Origin of the sequence: Vibrio sp. HDW18 (assembly GCF_011306175.1) — a bacterium.
In the GTDB taxonomy this organism is placed as follows: Bacteria; Pseudomonadota; Gammaproteobacteria; order Enterobacterales; family Vibrionaceae; genus Vibrio; species Vibrio chanodichtyis.
Genome location: NZ_CP049913.1, coordinates 1,105,127 through 1,122,730 on the forward strand (window position 1 = coordinate 1,105,127; position 17,604 = coordinate 1,122,730).

At 42.1% G+C, this 17,604-nt stretch carries 18 protein-coding genes; 7 read left to right on the top strand and 11 right to left on the bottom strand.

Annotated elements, in window-relative coordinates; genetic code table 11:
- Window positions 1-199: 199 nt before the first annotated feature.
- Window positions 200-436: an RNA-binding protein gene (locus tag G7083_RS05335; protein WP_166013882.1), complete on the top strand. Its 237-nt coding sequence runs from the start codon at window positions 200-202 to the stop codon at window positions 434-436.
- A gap of 130 nt (window positions 437-566) precedes the next feature.
- On the opposite strand, the gene G7083_RS05340 is transcribed toward G7083_RS05335, so the two are convergent.
- Window positions 567-1,076, bottom strand: coding sequence for a DUF1456 family protein (locus G7083_RS05340; protein ID WP_166013883.1), 510 nt, complete (start codon window positions 1,074-1,076; stop codon window positions 567-569).
- Window positions 1,077-1,350: 274 nt separating this feature from the next.
- Here G7083_RS05340 and G7083_RS05345 point away from each other — a divergent pair, with 274 nt between their 5' ends.
- The 6 genes from G7083_RS05345 (at window position 1,351) to G7083_RS05370 (ending at window position 4,811) form a co-directional block, all read left to right on the top strand.
- On the top strand, window positions 1,351-1,803 hold the full coding sequence (locus tag G7083_RS05345) for an antitoxin Xre/MbcA/ParS toxin-binding domain-containing protein (protein WP_166013884.1): 453 nt from the start codon (window positions 1,351-1,353) through the stop codon (window positions 1,801-1,803).
- Window positions 1,803-2,273, top strand: coding sequence for an RES family NAD+ phosphorylase (locus G7083_RS05350; protein ID WP_166013885.1), 471 nt, complete (start codon window positions 1,803-1,805; stop codon window positions 2,271-2,273). The genes G7083_RS05345 and G7083_RS05350 overlap by 1 nt, the downstream gene beginning before the upstream one ends.
- A gap of 188 nt (window positions 2,274-2,461) precedes the next feature.
- Window positions 2,462-2,707 (top strand): type II toxin-antitoxin system CcdA family antitoxin, encoded by a 246-nt coding sequence (locus G7083_RS05355; protein WP_166013886.1) that lies wholly within the window; start codon window positions 2,462-2,464, stop codon window positions 2,705-2,707.
- A complete protein-coding gene (locus tag G7083_RS05360; protein WP_166013887.1) occupies window positions 2,707-3,024 on the top strand; it encodes a CcdB family protein in 318 nt (105 codons plus the stop codon). The genes G7083_RS05355 and G7083_RS05360 overlap by 1 nt, the downstream gene beginning before the upstream one ends.
- Before the next feature lie 268 nt (window positions 3,025-3,292).
- Window positions 3,293-3,604, top strand: a complete 312-nt coding sequence (locus G7083_RS05365) for a helix-turn-helix transcriptional regulator (RefSeq protein WP_166013888.1) — start codon at window positions 3,293-3,295, stop codon at window positions 3,602-3,604.
- A complete protein-coding gene (locus tag G7083_RS05370; protein WP_166013889.1) occupies window positions 3,597-4,811 on the top strand; it encodes a type II toxin-antitoxin system HipA family toxin in 1,215 nt (404 codons plus the stop codon). Before G7083_RS05365 ends, G7083_RS05370 begins: the two co-directional genes overlap by 8 nt.
- A gap of 125 nt (window positions 4,812-4,936) precedes the next feature.
- Here G7083_RS05370 and G7083_RS05375 read toward each other — a convergent pair whose 3' ends face one another.
- Genes G7083_RS05375 through G7083_RS05420 form a run of 10 tightly spaced genes read right to left on the bottom strand, consistent with a single transcriptional unit; the run spans window position 4,937 to window position 17,602 of the window.
- On the bottom strand, window positions 4,937-6,895 hold the full coding sequence (locus G7083_RS05375; protein ID WP_166013890.1) for a nucleoside-diphosphate sugar epimerase/dehydratase: 1,959 nt from the start codon (window positions 6,893-6,895) through the stop codon (window positions 4,937-4,939).
- A 30-nt stretch (window positions 6,896-6,925) separates the two neighbouring features.
- On the bottom strand, window positions 6,926-8,101 hold the full coding sequence (locus G7083_RS05380) for a DegT/DnrJ/EryC1/StrS aminotransferase family protein (RefSeq protein WP_166013891.1): 1,176 nt from the start codon (window positions 8,099-8,101) through the stop codon (window positions 6,926-6,928).
- Between the two features lie 2 nt (window positions 8,102-8,103).
- The gene (locus G7083_RS05385) at window positions 8,104-8,766 is read right to left on the bottom strand and encodes a NeuD/PglB/VioB family sugar acetyltransferase (protein ID WP_001101345.1); all 663 of its coding nucleotides are present in this window, start codon (window positions 8,764-8,766) and stop codon (window positions 8,104-8,106) included.
- A complete protein-coding gene (locus G7083_RS05390; RefSeq protein WP_166014993.1) occupies window positions 8,756-9,370 on the bottom strand; it encodes a sugar transferase in 615 nt (204 codons plus the stop codon). The genes G7083_RS05385 and G7083_RS05390 overlap by 11 nt, the downstream gene beginning before the upstream one ends.
- Window positions 9,354-10,613, bottom strand: a complete 1,260-nt coding sequence (locus G7083_RS05395; protein ID WP_166013892.1) for a glycosyltransferase family 4 protein — start codon at window positions 10,611-10,613, stop codon at window positions 9,354-9,356. The genes G7083_RS05390 and G7083_RS05395 overlap by 17 nt, the downstream gene beginning before the upstream one ends.
- A complete protein-coding gene (locus G7083_RS05400) occupies window positions 10,613-12,424 on the bottom strand; it encodes an alginate lyase family protein (RefSeq protein ID WP_166013893.1) in 1,812 nt (603 codons plus the stop codon). Before G7083_RS05400 ends, G7083_RS05395 begins: the two co-directional genes overlap by 1 nt.
- The gene (locus G7083_RS05405; RefSeq protein ID WP_166013894.1) at window positions 12,421-14,562 is read right to left on the bottom strand and encodes a bi-domain-containing oxidoreductase; all 2,142 of its coding nucleotides are present in this window, start codon (window positions 14,560-14,562) and stop codon (window positions 12,421-12,423) included. The genes G7083_RS05400 and G7083_RS05405 overlap by 4 nt, the downstream gene beginning before the upstream one ends.
- Window positions 14,559-15,095: an acyltransferase gene (locus tag G7083_RS15300; protein ID WP_166013895.1), complete on the bottom strand. Its 537-nt coding sequence runs from the start codon at window positions 15,093-15,095 to the stop codon at window positions 14,559-14,561. The genes G7083_RS05405 and G7083_RS15300 overlap by 4 nt, the downstream gene beginning before the upstream one ends.
- On the bottom strand, window positions 15,088-16,326 hold the full coding sequence (locus G7083_RS05415; protein ID WP_166013896.1) for a hypothetical protein: 1,239 nt from the start codon (window positions 16,324-16,326) through the stop codon (window positions 15,088-15,090). Before G7083_RS05415 ends, G7083_RS15300 begins: the two co-directional genes overlap by 8 nt.
- Window positions 16,313-17,602: a hypothetical protein gene (locus G7083_RS05420; RefSeq protein ID WP_166013897.1), complete on the bottom strand. Its 1,290-nt coding sequence runs from the start codon at window positions 17,600-17,602 to the stop codon at window positions 16,313-16,315. The genes G7083_RS05415 and G7083_RS05420 overlap by 14 nt, the downstream gene beginning before the upstream one ends.
- Window positions 17,603-17,604: the final 2 nt, after the last annotated feature.

A 17,604-nucleotide genomic window follows, 5' to 3' on the forward strand; every position in this document is an offset into this window, starting at 1 on the left:
AACCGCACAAAGCTCTCGCCTGCTTGAGCGGTTATGTGATTGAGGTGAACAAGATGTGATTGAGGTAAACGAGCGTAGCCAACACCGCTGCAGCTTCAAGTAGGAAGGGGATATTTTATGCCAAAGCCAAACTATCGCTTGGTCGCCACCGGCTTTATTGAGACAATCATTGCGATTATCCCTACTTCAACGGACCACTATGAAACTCTTAGTTCGCAACCTTGCTCGCAGCACAACAGAGCACGAAATTCGTAAACTGTTCTCAGAACATGGCTCAGTCGCAGAATGCACGCTGGTGTTAGATCAAGAAACCGGTTTATCAAAAGGCTTTGCTTTCGTGGAAATGCCGGAAGCTGCCGAAGCCAAAGCGGCGATTGCGGCGCTGAACCAAACCAACGTGGCAAAAAGTAAGATCCGCGTCAAAGCCGCGCAATAAGATGAATGCAAAAACCAGCTGAAAAAGCTGGTTTTTTATTGCCGAAAAACCACATCACACCCAGTGAAAAGCCATGGGAAGGTAGGATGCCAATAGCGCCAAACATTCATTTTGACGCCATTGTCTCTGGTTATAGCGCGGACTCGTCACTCGTTGGACGAAACTGATGCTGTAGACCAAGCAAGAAGTTGCGCAAGATTTGGTCTTTGCACTCTCGATAATGCTTATTGTCCGGCTTACGGAAAAATGCACTCAGCTCATGCTTGCTTAAACGAAAATCGACCCGTTGCAGAATTTCAATAATCTCTTCCGCTTTCAAGTTCAAGGCAATGCGCAACTTTTGAAACACCATATTATGGGTAAGTGGCTGCTCTGGCTTAGACTCTTCTAACTTAGACTCTTCTAACTTAGGCTGTTCACCCTCGCGCTTACCACGTTTAAAAGTGATAAAACCATTGAGAAAGGCGGCAAGCTCGACATCGCTCATTTTCACAAACGATTGATCCTCTTCTTTTGTCAGCCAGCTCGTGATTTGTTGATTGGTCACAGCAAAATCGGCTAAAGAGAAAATCTCAGCCATTAGCTCATCTTTCAAATCAAAGGTGTAACGTACACGGCGCAAAATATCATTATTGGTCAAAATAGTTCCTAGTGTTAGGTAAACCCAGCTCTATCAACTTGATTACTGGAAGGCACGGATTTTATCAGATTTGCGCTCTATTCCCTACCGATAGTGCCGGCAATGTCAGCGCGTCATAAACCCTTTTTTCATCAAGATATTAAGTCACTCATTCAAAATGGGAACAAATGACATCCATTACATATCAGCCAATTGACTAAAATTTTTTAAAGTTGACCAAAAAGACCAATTGAGCCATCATCAACAGACCATATGAACCGAAAGGATCACTGTTATGGCTAATTCTACACTCAAAAGCTTTAAACCGAAGCCATCTTACCAACCTAACTTTTGGTATACACTTGGTATTGAGGATAAAGACACATCGAAGAATACCGCGATACACCAAGGCTTTAAACCGATTGTCTATCGCAATATTGTTGAGAAAGCCAAATTATCTCAGCATGAGTTTCATAACGTCACTCTTATTCCAATTAGTACCATAAAGCGCAGACTTAAAAATGAAGAGCGATTCAGCACTCAAGAAAGTGATGTCATGTATCGCCTTGCCATGCTGATCAAACTTGCCACTGATCTTTTTGGTAATGAACAGCGCGCATTAGAATGGATGCGTGAGAATGTCTATGGTCTTAACGGAAAGCGTCCACTAGATATGATTGCAACAACTGTCGACTTCGAAACCGTGAAAGATCTCATCGGTCGTATTGAGCATGGAGTCTTCTCTTAATGAAGATGTACAGGCTCACTCAGAAGAAATTTGCAGACACTCCTTTTAATCCCATGGGAGCAAAGCTATTCGGTGGACGCTGGAATTCAAAAGGAACTGAAGCGCTTTATTTTGCCGAATCAGAATCGTTGTGTGTTCTTGAAGTATTTGTTCACATAAGCAACGACCCGGAACTCATTCATAAATATGACCTATATCGAATTGATATGCCTGATGAGCTTATTGTGCAACTAGAAAATGAGGATCTACCAAACAACTGGAGGTCAATACCCGCTAGTGAACAAACCCAAGAGATTGGAGATCAGTTTTTAAAAGTAGAGGATCCTGAATTTGCAGCACTTCAAGTCCCATCAACGATCTCCCCAAGAGACCGAAACTATGTCGTAAATCCCAATCATCCACTCATACCAGAGATATTTCACAAAGCCGAGAAACTGGATTTCAGCTTTGATCAACGGATCTTCAAGTAGAAGATTTGAGCTCTAACGCCCGCCTAAGGTCTGGCAACGCTACCACAGCTCTCAATGACTACACCGTACACACTGAAGCCAATTCAAACCAAACCGCCGAGCGTTGCGAATCCGTCTTGAAGCGTTTGTTATACGCCACCTTTACCACTATAATCAATGCGCATTTAAAATACGCACAGAATGACCTCATGAGAAATACGTTTAGTACACAAGCACCAAAAAAGGCTACAAATCTTAGCTTAAACAGTGAGTTACTTGCCGAAGCTAAACGCCTTAATATCAATCTATCCGCTACGATGGAAAAAGCCTTAGAAAAAGAAGTTTCCTCTAGATTGAAAGCTGAATGGCTAGAAAAAAATGCTGAAGCCATTGAAGCCTATAATGAACTTACTGAGAAACATGGCCTTTTCTCTGATTCATACCGAGTATTCTGATGTCTCAATTTACCCTTTACGAAAATCTCGACAAAAGTACGTCTACCGCTTATCCCTATTTTGTTGACGTACAAAGTGAGCTGCTCCGTTCGCTAAATACTCGATTGGTGATCCCACTTACACCACTTGATTTACTAGAAAAGAAAGCACCAAGCCATTTGTGTCCAACGATCCATATTGAACAAGGCGACTTTGTCATTCTTACTCAACAGATGGCAAGTGTACCAACTAAAATCTTAGTTGAGCCCGTCGCAGACTTAAGTACTTTCAGAGATGAGATTATCGCTGCTATCGACTTTTTGATCACTGGCATATAACACCCACCTAAGGTCTGGCGTAACTATTCACCCGCGAGCTATTGACGTCGGATTATGCGTAAGCGGTAAGTAAACCAGTGACGCTTTATTCGTAATCGTTCACCAGTAGGTTATTGATTTTTCTACAGGCCAAGAACATAGTTTATCTACAATTGTGCATCAAAATATTTTTTGATATGTAAAAACAAATCAAATTTGAGTTTGTGATATTGAGATGATGTGCTTTAGTATATAATCAGCATTAAGCGATACATTAAGGCGCATCGAAATGAGCTATGTAACAGAGCAGATACTAAAAAGTCTTCGAGAAGCTAGGGTACGTAAAGGTTTTAGTCAAAGAGAGCTGAGCGCGCGTTCGGGTGTGCCGCAAAGCCATATTTCGAAAATCGAGTCTGGCGGCGTTGATTTAAGAATCTCCAGTTTGATTGCACTTACCCGTGTACTCGAACTAGAGTTATTTGTCGTACCAAAAAAATCTGTACCTGCCATTAAGTCGATCATTAGAAGCAGTCAAGGGAACATCGACGAAGGTGAGACAATGTCGCCTGCATATCAGTTAGAGGAAGACGACGATGACTAATCATGTTTCTACGCTCAACGTGTTGCTCTACGGTGAGCCCATCGCAACGATTACCAACGTGGGCAGTGACAGAACGCTTTTTGCTTTTATGGATTCGTACATTTATGACCAATCACGGCCTGTGTTAGGGCTTGGTTTTAAAGATTCGCTAGGTGGTTTGCTAACGAACTTCAAACCGACCCAAACCCAGTTAACGCCGTTTTTCTCTAACCTTTTGCCAGAAGACACCATGCGAAATTACCTGGCAGAGCGTGCCGGTGTTAATCCAGCGCGGGAGTTTTTTCTATTGTGGGTATTAGGACAGGATTTAGCAGGCGCGATCACCGTTGAGCCAGCGGAGGGTGAAGCCTTACCACCTAATGTGTATCAAGAAATAGAAGATGAAACGAAAACTGATGGGCCAATGCGTTTTTCATTGGCAGGAGTGCAGCTGAAGTTTTCTGCCGTACAACAGGCAAACGGCGGTTTGACGGTCCCAGCAACAGGTAAAGGTGGCTCCTGGATTGTGAAATTGCCATCGTCTCGATTTGAAGCTGTGCCAGAAAATGAATATTCGATGATGGAACTGGCTCGAATGTTGGGAATGGATGTGCCAGAAACGCAGTTACTCCCTATTAGTCAGATTGCTAATATCCCAGATGGCATTGGCAAATATGGTGACAGTGCGTTTGTGATCCAGCGCTTTGATCGTATTGATGGCCAAGCGATACATATTGAGGACTTTGCACAAGTGTTTGGCGTCTATCCTCAAGATAAATACAAAAAAGCCAGTATGCGCAATATTGCTCAGGTTATCGGCATCGAAGGTCAAGACGAAGACATTGCAGAATTTACGCGCAGATTGGTGTTCAATACCCTCATTGGCAATGCCGATATGCATTTGAAAAATTGGTCTGTAATTTACAAAGACAAGCGCACCGCATCGATTGCGCCGGCTTATGACTTTGTCTCAACCATTCCTTATATCCCCGATGATAGTGCGTCTCTGAAGGTGAGTCGCAGCAAGAAATTCAGTGATTTCACTCTGGATGAGCTGTCACACTTGGCGGCTAAAGCCATGTTGCCAGAAAAATTGGTGTTAGATACCGCCAAGCAAACCGTTGCAGGCTTCTACGAAATTTGGGCGAAAGAAAAAGCGCATTTACCGCTTACCAAGTCGATGATTGAAGCAATTGAAACACACTTACGAAGTATACCGCTACGTTAAAATGAGAACCGAGGCGTACAAAAATGCAGAGGCGTCGTCAGTCATATTGGTTTGAAAGTAGAATTTTTTCAAAAAAAACCGCGGTCAGCCGCGGTTTTTCGGTTCACTCATCATGATCGGCAAGCCTAATGCACCTGCGCCTTGGCGCATAAAGGCGGGTTGGCCTTGGCTAACGGCGCGCTTTGGCAGCGCTGCCACACCAGATCGCCAATCCCATCGGTTGGGTTAAAATCGGTCGGCGCTTCAAGCAATAGCTCACGGATACGCTCATGGTTAAATGCATGACACGCTTTGTCTAGCTCGTTGAGATGCTGTTCAAATTCCGCTAAAGGTAAATAACGTTCATTGGCTGTCATGATTCGCTCATGAGCCGTTTTTTGAACATTATCGCCAATCAGCAGTTCTTCATAGAGCTTCTCACCTGGCCTTAACCCTGTGAACTCAATAGCAATATCCCCATAAGGATGCTGCTCATCTTTCACTTCTAGCCCAGAAAGCTGAATAAGGTTAACCGCGAGGTCAGTGATGAGTACCGGCTCACCCATATCCAGCACAAACACATCCCCACCTTTACCCATAGCTCCGGCTTGAATCACCAGTTGCGCCGCTTCAGGGATGGTCATGAAATAACGAATAATGTCTGGGTGCGTCACCGTAATTGGGCCGCCTGCCTCAATTTGACGTTTAAACAGCGGAACCACAGAACCCGATGAGCCCAAAACATTACCAAAACGCACCATACAAAAGCGGGTCCCTTTGGCTTTACGGTTTTCTTGTTCCGCAAGCGCTTGCAAACCCAGTTCGGCCATACGCTTGGTGGTTCCCATGACATTGGTCGGGCGCACCGCTTTATCAGTGGAGATCAGAACAAACGATTCAACACCTGCTTCAATGGCCGCCTGCGCAGCGTAGTAAGTGCCAAAAACGTTATTGCGTACCCCTTCAACGACATTGTACTCAACAAGAGGTACATGTTTATAAGCCGCAGCATGATACACAGTTTGCACCTTGAAGCTTTTCATCGTTACCACAAGGCGATTGATTCTCTGTACTGACCCCAGTAGCGGGATAATTTCAACGTGCAGACCCTCGGCTTCCATCAGTTGTTTGAGCTCTCTATCGATTTGGTATAGCCCAAACTCAGAAAGCTCAAACAGCACCAGTGCTTTAGGTTTTTGCCGCACAATCTGACGACAGAGCTCGGAGCCGATAGAACCGCCTGCCCCTGTCACCATGACGACCTTACCTAAGATATTCGATTCCATTAAACATTGCTGAGGAGTCACCGAATCGCGCCCCAGTAAGTCTTCAATCGCTACATCTTTCAGTTGATCGATGGAGGCTTTGCCTTCAACGATATCCTTCATATCAGGAACAGTTAGCACCTCAGCTGACAGATTGATTAATGATTCGAGAATTTTCTTTCTACGGGCTCGTGAAGCACTCGGTACTGCAAGTAGCACTTGGGTAACATCGTATTTATCAACCAAGTACGCAGCACGACTAACATCATGTACCTGCATACCCATAATCACTGTGTTCTCAAGGGTTTTATCATTATCAATAAACCCAGCCACCTTGTAGCTTTCTGAGTTACGCAAAGCTATCGCTAGTTGACGACCAGCAGAGCCCGCACCATAAATCAGCACCACTTTACGACCTTTGCCATTGAGCCCAGAAACCAATACACGCACAATCAAACGCGATCCACCACATAACAGGCACAAAAAAGTACCGTAGATGATAGGTAAAGATCGCGGCACTGGCGCATCAAAGTAGAAAGCGGCAATAGCGACAGATGCTGTAGAGATTAGGGTGCCAACACTCACCACAGCAAGAGCATGGAAAGTGAGGTAGCGTAGGATAGCTCGGTACAACCCAAGTCGAGTAAAACTTAGAATTGTAACAACGATAACCGTTGCAAGAAGATAAGGTATCGAGTCTGAGTGAATAATCTCAACATTCCCAACTCGGACCCAGTAAGCACTGTAAAATGAAAAAATGATAAAAAACGCATCCACCAAAACGCTGATGATGCGCTTATTTACACGCGAAAGATTCCAGATGAAGTTTAGCCTAGCCATGTATTAGCCTTTGAATATTTCATTATTATTTTATCTCATTGCTTCGGTTAAAACGCTCCTAATAACATCACAACTTTTCTCTATTTCTTGGGTAGTCAAAGTAGGATGGACTAAAAACATAAGGCTAGTTTCCCCCAAAATAACCGCATTATTAAGTCGTTGAGCTGGACGCCAAGATGTATTGTCAAACGCCTTCTCTAAATAAATCTCAGAGCAACTACCTTGATAAGCAGGAACACCTAACATATTAATTTTTTCGATAATACGGTCACGGCTCCAGTCTGCTTTCAGATGCTCAGGATTAATGAACATGTAATGTTTGTATTCAGCATGCTCAATGTAGTCTGGTACTTGAACACACCGTACGACAGCTAAATAAGATACAGCTTGGTCAAGCTTCTTACCATTACATTGACGCTTTGCTGTCCACTCAGCCATACGCCGGAGCTGAATTCTGCCCAATACTCCTTGGATCTCAGTCATACGCCAGTTAGTACCAAAGCTTTCATGTAACCAGCGAAAGCCCGGCGGGTGCTGACGGTTGTATACAGCATCATAGCTTTTACCATGATCTTTGTAGGACCACATCAGCGACCAAAGCGCATGGTCATTTGTCGTCACCATGCCGCCTTCACCACCAGTAGTCATAATTTTATCTTGGCAGAAGGACCAAGCACCAATATGCCCAATGGTGCCGACACTGCGGCCTTTGTATCTCGCACCATGTGCTTGGGCGCAATCTTCAATCACATAAAAACCGCGCTCAGCGGCGAGCGCCATAATCGCATCCATTTCCGCAGGCATACCAGCTAAATGAACCACAATTACTGCTTTGGTTTTTTCAGTGACTACGGCCGCAATGGTTTCAGCAGTGATATTTTGGCTGTTGAGATCAACATCAGCAAACACAGGATTGGCACCAGCAGTGACAATCGCAGAAGCAGAGGCCAAAAAAGTGCGCGAGGTGGTGATCACTTCATCGCCCACACCAACACCCAACGCTTTTAAGGCTACATCAAGCGCTAAGGTGCCGTTACCCAAAGCAATAGCGTATTCACAACCTGCCCATGTCGCGAATTCATTTTCAAACTCACGGCACTCGTTACCCGTCCAATAATTGACTTTGTTAGAAAGCAGCACGTTACTTACTGCATCAGCCTCTTCTTGAGTGAAACTCGGCCAAGGAGAAAAAGGGGTATTTAACACAGTTATAATTCCTTAGGGCAAATAGGTTTTGCAGGGACACCTACCACCATCTGATTCGCTAATACATCGTTTATCACTGTTGCTCCTGCTGCAACAACAGCATTTGAACCAATTTTGATTAATTGCTTAATCTGACAACCAATTCCCAGCCAACTAGCTTGTGCGACTTCTACACCGCCGGCAAGGTGTACACCAGGGCTCAGATGCACTCCATCCTCAATGACACAATCGTGATCTACCGTAGCGGCAGTATTAATAATGCAGGCCTGCCCGATACGGCTAAACGGGTTAATCACCGCACCAGCCATCACTACCGTACCATTTTCCACATTGGCATATCGACTAACTATGGCTGAGGGATGAACCAAAGGCAGACAGCTAGCTCCAGACGCAACTAGTTGATTGTACTTCTCTAAGCGAGTTGCGTTATTGCCTATAGCAACAACAACATTAGCATAATTCCGCGCTTGCTTGAGTAAGGTTTCACTATTGCCTGACACCTGCCAAAGCTCTACTCGTCCTAGACTTGGCCAGCGGTCATCATAAAAATGGATATCAGAATAGCCATTGAGCTCAGCCATTTCAGCAATCACCTTGCCATGCCCGCTGGCACCGAGAATTGCACAAGAACCTAACGAGTTTTTACTCACAGGCTTAACGTTCATTACCTGTTCCTTGTTGATCTTTCCCTATAAATGGGGCAATGGTGACATGACCATCCGCCGAAATACCTTCTTTAACAAACACCTTTTTTACTGTTAACAGCAGAATTCTTAAATCTAGCCAAAAAGAGCGATTATCCACATACCAAACGTCGAGTTTGAATTTTTCTTCCCAACTTATGGCGTTACGACCATTAATTTGTGCCCACCCGGTTACCCCAGGACGGACTTCATGCCGACGAGCTTGCTCTTTGCTATACAGAGGTAAATATTGCATTAGCAATGGACGAGGGCCAACCAAGCCCATCTCACCTTTAAGCACATTCCAGAGTTCTGGCAATTCATCTAGGCTTGAATTACGCAACTTGTCTCCGAAAGGAGTCATGCGTTCAGAGTCCGGCAATGGGTTACCTTGTTTGTCTACGGCGTCTTTCATAGTACGAAATTTGACCATTTCAAACGGCTTGCCGTTTAAGCCAGGGCGAGTTTGACGAAACAATACTGGCGAGCCAAGATTTTTGCGGATTTTCCACGCCACTAGCGCAATGATCGGTGTGAGTAGGATAAGCGCTGTAAGCGAAACCAGAAAATCAAATAGCCTTTTCATCATTTACCTCTGAAGATTTCACTTCTGACTGAGCCGTCGCTACTACCCACTCAACCCATTTATCGGCTAACATCTGACGATCAAACTGACTTTCAGCAAGTTGTCGAGCTGCTTCTCCCATAGCAGCAAGAGCTTCTCGGTCGTCTGCAGCCTTCTCTAGCGCGTTCGCAAAGGCTTTAGGGTTTTCTGGAGCAACAGCAAAGCCACACTGCAACTCTTCAATCATGCCTGCAAGCCAACCTGGGTAGTTATTTATAACGGGCAGTCCCGCAGATATGTAATCAAAGAACTTATTTGGCGATGTTCCGTAATAAAAAGCTGGAATATTGGCCAATACCTGCATACCTACATCGGCACTTGCCATTAAACCCGATAACTTTTGTTTATTCACCGGGGAATGAAAGATGACATTTTTTAGTTGTAACTCTTGCGCTTTTGCTTCCAGTTGCGGTTTTAACTTACCTTGTCCTACCAAAACGAGCTTAATATCGTTACGACCACGGTTTTGTAACTCTGCCGCTGCGCTCAGGACAGCATCCAGGCCATTAGCCATACCATGCGTACCAGTAAAAATAACCATCAGGTCTTCTTCAGCCACTCCGTCTGGTCTCCATGGTTCGCTTGGCTGGGTAAATATAGACAGATCACAACCATTGGGTACCATGGTAATCTTGCTGTCCGGTACACCTAGTTTCTTAATTCCATCCACAATGCCAGGAGAAAGACCAATACAGCGATGTGCACTCCGATAAGAAGCCCATTCTAATAAAGACATCAAACCCAAAATGACAGGGTTTTTGATTACCCCCATTTCTTTTGGTAATTCAGGCCATAAGTCTCTTACTTCAAATACAAACGGTTTCCCACGTAGCCAACGTGCAAAAATGCCCGGAATACCCGCTGTTAAAGGCGTTGTTGTTGCAAACAATACATCGTATTTTTCCGTAAAAGCTAAGCCGATACTTTTGAGTGCAAACTTAACAAACGTCATGCTTCTTTTAACAAAGCCATCTGAGTTGGAGTAAGCCAAATCAAACTCGATAATGCGAATGCCATCGACGATACCTTCGCGCTTACCAGCCACAAAAGCCGAATCTAACCCCGTTTCCCCACCACCATAGGTACCACAGACCATAGTGACATTATGCCCATGATGTATAAGGCGCTTTGCCATCTCGTATGAACGTATTCCAGTAGAACCTTTCGGTGTTGAAAAGTGCTGGTGAAAATAAAGAATATTCATTAGCTGTAATTATACTCTGTCGTTATTTTGCCATCTGAAGTGACTTCGATTTCCAGAATGGGAATGGAAGTTTCTTGGTAGTAATAGCGCGACTCTTTTCCTTCGACTAACTCCAGCCGTTTGATGTCGGTATTGCTATTTATCGTTATAGAATGATAATGGTTAGTGATTCGATTACCTTCAATAATCCATTTCCTTGGGCTTAAACGCCAACGTAGTATCGCTTTTTTCTGCACACCCTGGATATCATCTACAACTCTCAGCGTACTGTTTGAAAGAGAGACCTCTCTTTTATGACTGCACCCCAAATAGTCACGGTAACTAGCGCTACAATATTGTCGAGCTTCATCCCAATGGACATTTTCAGCCTTAAGCCAAGCACCTAAGAGAAACCTACTCAAGCGCGGCATTTGATCATGCTCATCAAACTGAACGGTGTTATGACTTTGCGTACCACCATAGTAATCGATATATGCTTGACCAGCATTGTAACTAAAGGTGCCACCATCTCTTAACAAGTTTACGCCATCAAGCCAAAAGTCCACATGCAGAGCATCGTTTTGAGCAGGTCGAAAACGGAAGATAGGGTAATTGAATAGTACAAACGCTCCCGTTTGGCTTCTTAACCCAACATACCCTCCTTGTGCAAAATGGAATGAACTTGGTTTGTTAAGTGCTTGCTTTGGCTTATTTAACCCCAAAAGTTTAAGTGGTTCATCATAGCTACCTGCTTTCTCCCAAGCAGATGACTTCAAGAACAGGACCGACGCCAACTGAACCGCTGGTCGAAAATCTCGATAGTCCGAGTCACTTAAAGGTAACAACCTTGCTCCATCGTTATGTCCTAAATTAGGAACATCTCCATTAATCTCTTGAGTTAATTGATATAACCAATGAGTCGCCAAACCAATTTTGGTATATAGCGACTGGCTAAAAGGCTTGAGATTGAGTTCCCGCCTCCATAGCTCCGCCATTGAGTATGTATCTAGCATAACTCGGTGGTAGTTGACGGAGTACTGGCTGAAAGTTCCATCGTCATCGATTAAATGCTTTGCTCTATTCTCTAACCACTTGCACCCCATTTTTTGCCAGCGAACAGCTCTTTTATCACCATTAGACACAAGCCAACTTCCACCTATAAATAGAGCGGCCGCTTCCGAAGTTCCATGGTTGTTATCTTGAGCAACGGCATAGGAGATTGTCGGAGCAATGCGTTTTAAGTGAGCTTTAACAAATGCCAACAGTGCGGGTTCTGCTCTTTCAACTTGATTCAGCAATTTAGCCGTCATAGCCAAGTGCATGACTCTTATTGAAGCTTCTTGGCCACACTTCCAGTTCGGCCCTAAATAAGGCGGATTGTGCTCTAGCCAATCTTTCGTTGTTACATTCAGTTCATCAAGTGCTTGCTCTCTTCCAGAAAGGTAATCCTTGGCTAAGCCTAATACCCAATCGAACCTAGAGGCTTCCCAAATCCCTTTAATATCACCAACGTTGGAATCAAAGTCAGACAAACTGAACCAAGGCTTTTCCATGTTGGAGTAGATTTGTCCAGTTAATGCGCTCTCCGCCCATCTCAATTCACTGACTAATTGTTTCGGCTTCCAACCAAAAGGGGAGAATTGGTATCGCTGACTAGATTTACATTGAACTAAAGCGGACAGAGGACGAAACAAAAGCCCCGATATCGAAGTTTGGTTGAGTCGCTTAACTGGGTTTAATCCACTTCGAACACCGAGTTGATAGCCAGCGACTCGAACTAGGTTTAAAAGTCCTAAGTCGATTGCAGTTTGCGCTTTTAATTTGAGACTCATTGTTGTTTACGCAATTGCTCTGCTATTTCAATGGTAACTCTTGCTACCTCAAACAACTCTCGCGCTGGAATTGGCGACTCTTTACCTGATTCAATAGCGCTAAGGAAAGCAGCTGCACAATCGGTTTGGCCTTTATCTTGTTTCCATAAATTCATTTTGCTAAAGCCTGGCCAACCGAAACCTTTTAGTTTACGGAAGTTGTCTAATTGAAGCACTCTCCCTGCTGCGAAAACTTCCACGCGTTCTTTTGGGAAGTTAGCCGCACCATTGGCTAGGTAATGAATTGTACCGAAAGAGCCATCTGCAAAGCCTAAAATAATAGCTGCTTTGTCCTCGGTAATATCAACACCAGAAACATCTCCCATACGACGACATTGTACAGAAACGATCTCTGAATCAGCTAGGTATCTCATTAGATCAATGAAATGGCACGCCTCTCCAATGATTCGACCACCGCCGACTTCATTATCTTGTGTCCAATGATCCGCTGGGATAGCTCCCGCATTCATAGTCATCATGAAACTTTTGGGCTCTTTAACCGGCGAAAGCAGTGCTTTCATTTTTTGAACTTGAGGAGAGAAACGGCGGTTAAAACCAACCATCAATTTGGGTCCAGAAGCATTAGATGCTTTAGAGTAATAAGTTGCTTCGACTTCAGCGAGCTCTTCTAATGTGACGGCTAAAGGCTTTTCTACAAATACATTTTTGCCAGCATTCAGTGCATCACACACGAAACGCGCATGGCTGTTATGGCGGGTTACAATAACTACGGTGTTGATTTCTGGGGCTGAAATCATTGCGCTTGTATCCGTTGTGGTTTTCGCAAAACCCGCTTTTTCACCGTGTGTAACGCCATTAATACCGCCAGAAGTCGCAATAGTATGTAATTGGGCACCACCCGCTTTAAACGCGGGGATCAACATGCGAGACGCGTAGTTTCCAGCACCAACAAACCCAACGATAGGCTTCGATGCTTCAAAAGTAGCCTTACTGTTGAGCGTAACAGATTTCTGGTGACGAGTACTGGGCTCACTCTGATACTGGAGCAAAATACCCAGTGCAGATTTATCTGAGGTGAGTAGATCATATGCTTGCGCTGCATCTTCAAACTTAAATCGGTGAGTAATAAGAGGCTTAACGTCTACTTGGCCCGAAGACATCATATCCAAGATGGCTTCGAAGTTACGCTGCTCAGTCCAACGTACAAACGCGTAAGGGTAGTCATTGCCCTTATCTTCGTAGTCTGCGTCGTAACGGCCAGGGCCATAAGAACAAGATACTTGGAAGGTTAGTTCTTTCTCGTAGAAATCCGCACGATTAAGCTCTAACCCAGTCACACCAACAAGAATAATACGTCCACGCTTACGGCTCATTCGCGCGGCTTGTGTTACTGGATCATTAGATTTCGTTGAAGCTGTAATGATTACGCCATCAACTCCGTTGCCACGGCTAAATGCCATCCCTGCAGCGACAGGATCTTCACCTTTACCAGGGTTACAAACCTCTGCGCCAAATTTTTTCGCCAGTTCTAGTTTCGCATCATCATAATCGATGGCGAGCACACGGCAACCTTGAGCGCGAAGCAATTGAACCGTCAGCAATCCAATTAAGCCAACACCCGTCACGACAAACGCTTCACCCAGTGTAGGCTCTGCTAAACGGATCCCTTGCAATCCAATACTTGCCACTACAGTAAATGACGCTTCTTCATCTGATACATTGTCAGGAATAAGCGCACATAAGTTTTTTGGTACACGAACAACATCAGCATGAGGGCCGTTTGAAACAACACGATCACCCTCTTTAAAGCCGTTAACACCTCTACCTACAGCATTGACAACACCAACATTGCAATAGCCTAAGGGTAATGGCTGCGCCAACTTAGACTGTACAGCTTCTAGCGTTGTCATCAGCCCATCGGTCTGAACTTTTTCCAATACCATTTTGACTTTATCTGGTTGCTGGCGAGCTTTATCTAACAAACTTGCTTTCCCAAAGTCTACCAACATGCGTTCTGTGCCAGCAGAAATTAATGAAATGCTGGTGTCAATTAATAAATTACCTGTTGACGCTGCAGGTGCAGGTGCCTCGACTAAATTAGAGCCACCCTTTGCCATGTCTTGTAATATTTGTTTCATTCTCTCACCTTAATCACTTTTGCAGGAACTCCTGCACAAATAGAATTCTTGGGTACATCTTTAGTTACAACACTACCTGCAGCGATCACACTACCTGAGCCAATCGTTGTTCCAGGCAAAATTACACAGTTAGCACCAATCCAAACATCATTCTCAATAACTACTTTTTTTTTCACGTGCCCTGACTGAAAAATAACCCCAGGTAGTTTAGGTATAAAATGGTTTGCGGTAAGAATATGAGAGTTATAGCCTATCAAAACTCGATCGCCTATTGTCAAACCACCGTCAGTGGTAAGCAAAACACCTTTAGCAATATCTACATCATTACCAATGGATAGATTTCTACCACTAAATATCCAAACACCTGGATAATAGATAACTCCCCGACCAATTTTTGAATTGAAAAACAATCTTAAATATGAAGACTTAAAAAAATTGAAAATTCGCAACCTTGGTAATAGAAATACTAAAAAAGAAAAGTATTCTACAGAACACACTAATTCGTTTCTTAAAATTTTAAAAAAATTAGCCATAAGACACCACAAAGTGAAAAAAGATAGAAGTTATAATTAAAGGCAACATCTTAGAACTAATATTGAAAAGTGTATTACCATTACTAGCACTATAAAAAAATGAACATATAGCACCTGGGGACTTCAATATAAAAAGAGAAATATATATTCCTTTTATACCGAGACCAGTATACAATGGAAAAATTAAAGTCAACCCCAAAATTGCAGAAAATGAAAATAATTTTGTTAATTCACCGAACCTGTCATTAGCACGAAATATAGATTGATAAAAGAAAGACAATGAATAAATCGCAGATATAGATAACATAATAGCCACATCAGAGCCTGTATTAGAGAATCCTTCCCCTAAGTAAAATGACATAAAAATATCGCCAAAAAACCAGCATAAGACCGACAAAATCAACAAAAAAAGTGAAATACAATTCCCTGTTGATACAAATCTAACCTCTCTAATTTTTTTTAAACATAACTGTGGATAGTTATAGCTAGAATACACTGAAGAAATAAAATTGCTTTTGCTGGATAGTTCATAAATCGCATTATAAACACCTACAAAATCACCACCAACAAATTTAGCCACAAATAGTCTATCTGTAAAATCAATGATTAACTTAAAGACATTTTGCCCAAAGGTTTTAATGATCCTCTTAAAAACAGAATAATTAAAATCTGATTTACCATTTTTTAAAAATCGAAAGCATGCAAAAATTGAAAAAAACAAAAATACAACATTAGACACAACTAATGGAATTGATACAAAATTAAAGTAATTAACAACCGAGTACTGAAAATAGATAATAAAAACACTAACAGCTCTTAGTAATGAAGAAAATCCGACCATACCTTTAGAATCTAAAAAACCTAAAAATGGCATCGAAGTTAAATATAAGAAGGCAGATATGAATATAAAAAAACAGTCTGTATTACTAAAAATGTTTAATGTGTAAACAAAAAAAAACAGCGCCAAAGACAATATCAGATTAAAAAATAACGGATAAAAAAACACATCTTTGACCGATATAAAACTTAACGAAGAAAATCCATGAACATATACAGGTCTAACAGAATCAATCATACCAAACATTACACCAATAAATATAACCGTTGTAATGATAGACAAATCGTCAGCACCATAAGACCTTGTAATAATAGGCATAAAGATAACAGCACACAGAGAATTTAAAATCACTGATATCAACATCAATTTTTTTTGATTTTCATTCTTCAACAAAGACCACTCGACCTCTAAAAATAACAAAAGTTGAAACTAGGGAAAAAAAAGCGCCAGTTAAAGGCTGTCTTAATGGTACATTTATATTATTACTTATCAATAAAAAAGAAATAATAAAATATGCTGACGCAAAAATGATAACCTCACCACCTATAATACAAGCAACTCCCCCACATTTCATAACTTTAAAAACAATATAAATAGATAAAAAAAGTAATATACTCAAATATAGATACATTAGAATTGCAGAAACCCCTCCACCCCATGCCCATACGTCGACATAATAATTATGAGCACTCGGGGCATGAATACCTAATTCTGGGAATGACAACTCTGGGGGCAGGGATCTCATAGCAAACATAGGCTCACTCGCAAGCATCTCAAGATATTTTAATATCATAACATCTCGAGCACCAAAAGCTTGACCTTCAGATGTCATATTTTGAAATTTATTCAATGCTCTGAATTCTTGTAAATCAAAATGGTTTATTATATATTCAATATGAAAGCTAATGACAACAGAAACTATCAACAAAAAAATAATATATGGCAAGACGTATTTTGTTCTGTACGAAAGCAAAAAAAACGCTATACCAAGAATATAAACAACAATAGCTTCTCTGGCGCCCAAAAAAACTAAGGATAAAAATGCAAGCAGGTTAAAAGCAACTACAAATAAAAAATTTCTCTTAATTACATTGGAAGCATAAATGAAATTACACAGCAATGTGGAATATGCAATTATAGTTGGGGTATATACATATAATTGATATTGACCTTTCAGAATTAGATTCTGTGTAACACGCCCCATATCTTGTAACGCGCCGTAAATTAAAATCTCCAAAAAACCGGATAAGAATATATACAAAATAGATAATATAGTACCCTTTTCAAAGAAGCGCATAAACAAAGATATATTCTCAGAATGCATAAGATTATAAAAGTACGGAATCCATAAAAATGGAATCACCCATTGTATGGCATACATTAATGCAGCTACATTTTCAAAACTAGATACAACACCTAAAGATAAAAAATATATTACAAAGAGAGAAATCAATACAAGAAGAATGTAACTAAGTTTAGAAACATATCGCTCACTCTTAGTCATAAATAGAAGCATAAAAGACAATGGAAGAAGAAATAACGATATTGGAAATGCTACCGTACCTTCTGCTAACTTGCTTTGAGCCAACAATATTGGGCTTGTAGGATCAATAAATATTGGTAATGGAATAAAAAAAGCTATCAACTTGTCTATAATGCTTCTCTTCATTT

Bases quoted from the DNA above. Each gene is read 5' to 3' on its own strand.
- G7083_RS05400 (WP_166013893.1), bottom strand. From the start codon at position 12,424: ATGAGTCTCAAATTAAAAGCGCAAACTGCAATCGACTTAGGACTTTTA.
- G7083_RS05365 (WP_166013888.1), top strand. From the start codon at position 3,293: ATGAGCTATGTAACAGAGCAGATACTAAAAAGTCTTCGAGAAGCTAGG.
- G7083_RS05375 (WP_166013890.1), bottom strand. From the start codon at position 6,895: ATGGCTAGGCTAAACTTCATCTGGAATCTTTCGCGTGTAAATAAGCGC.
- G7083_RS05350 (WP_166013885.1), top strand. From the start codon at position 1,803: ATGAAGATGTACAGGCTCACTCAGAAGAAATTTGCAGACACTCCTTTT.
- G7083_RS05385 (WP_001101345.1), bottom strand. From the start codon at position 8,766: ATGAACGTTAAGCCTGTGAGTAAAAACTCGTTAGGTTCTTGTGCAATT.
- G7083_RS05395 (WP_166013892.1), bottom strand. From the start codon at position 10,613: ATGAATATTCTTTATTTTCACCAGCACTTTTCAACACCGAAAGGTTCT.
- G7083_RS05360 (WP_166013887.1), top strand. From the start codon at position 2,707: ATGTCTCAATTTACCCTTTACGAAAATCTCGACAAAAGTACGTCTACC.
- G7083_RS15300 (WP_166013895.1), bottom strand. From the start codon at position 15,095: ATGGCTAATTTTTTTAAAATTTTAAGAAACGAATTAGTGTGTTCTGTA.
- G7083_RS05420 (WP_166013897.1), bottom strand. From the start codon at position 17,602: ATGAAGAGAAGCATTATAGACAAGTTGATAGCTTTTTTTATTCCATTA.
- G7083_RS05390 (WP_166014993.1), bottom strand. From the start codon at position 9,370: ATGAAAAGGCTATTTGATTTTCTGGTTTCGCTTACAGCGCTTATCCTA.
- G7083_RS05370 (WP_166013889.1), top strand. From the start codon at position 3,597: ATGACTAATCATGTTTCTACGCTCAACGTGTTGCTCTACGGTGAGCCC.
- G7083_RS05335 (WP_166013882.1), top strand. From the start codon at position 200: ATGAAACTCTTAGTTCGCAACCTTGCTCGCAGCACAACAGAGCACGAA.
- G7083_RS05405 (WP_166013894.1), bottom strand. From the start codon at position 14,562: ATGAAACAAATATTACAAGACATGGCAAAGGGTGGCTCTAATTTAGTC.
- G7083_RS05345 (WP_166013884.1), top strand. From the start codon at position 1,351: ATGGCTAATTCTACACTCAAAAGCTTTAAACCGAAGCCATCTTACCAA.
- G7083_RS05355 (WP_166013886.1), top strand. From the start codon at position 2,462: ATGAGAAATACGTTTAGTACACAAGCACCAAAAAAGGCTACAAATCTT.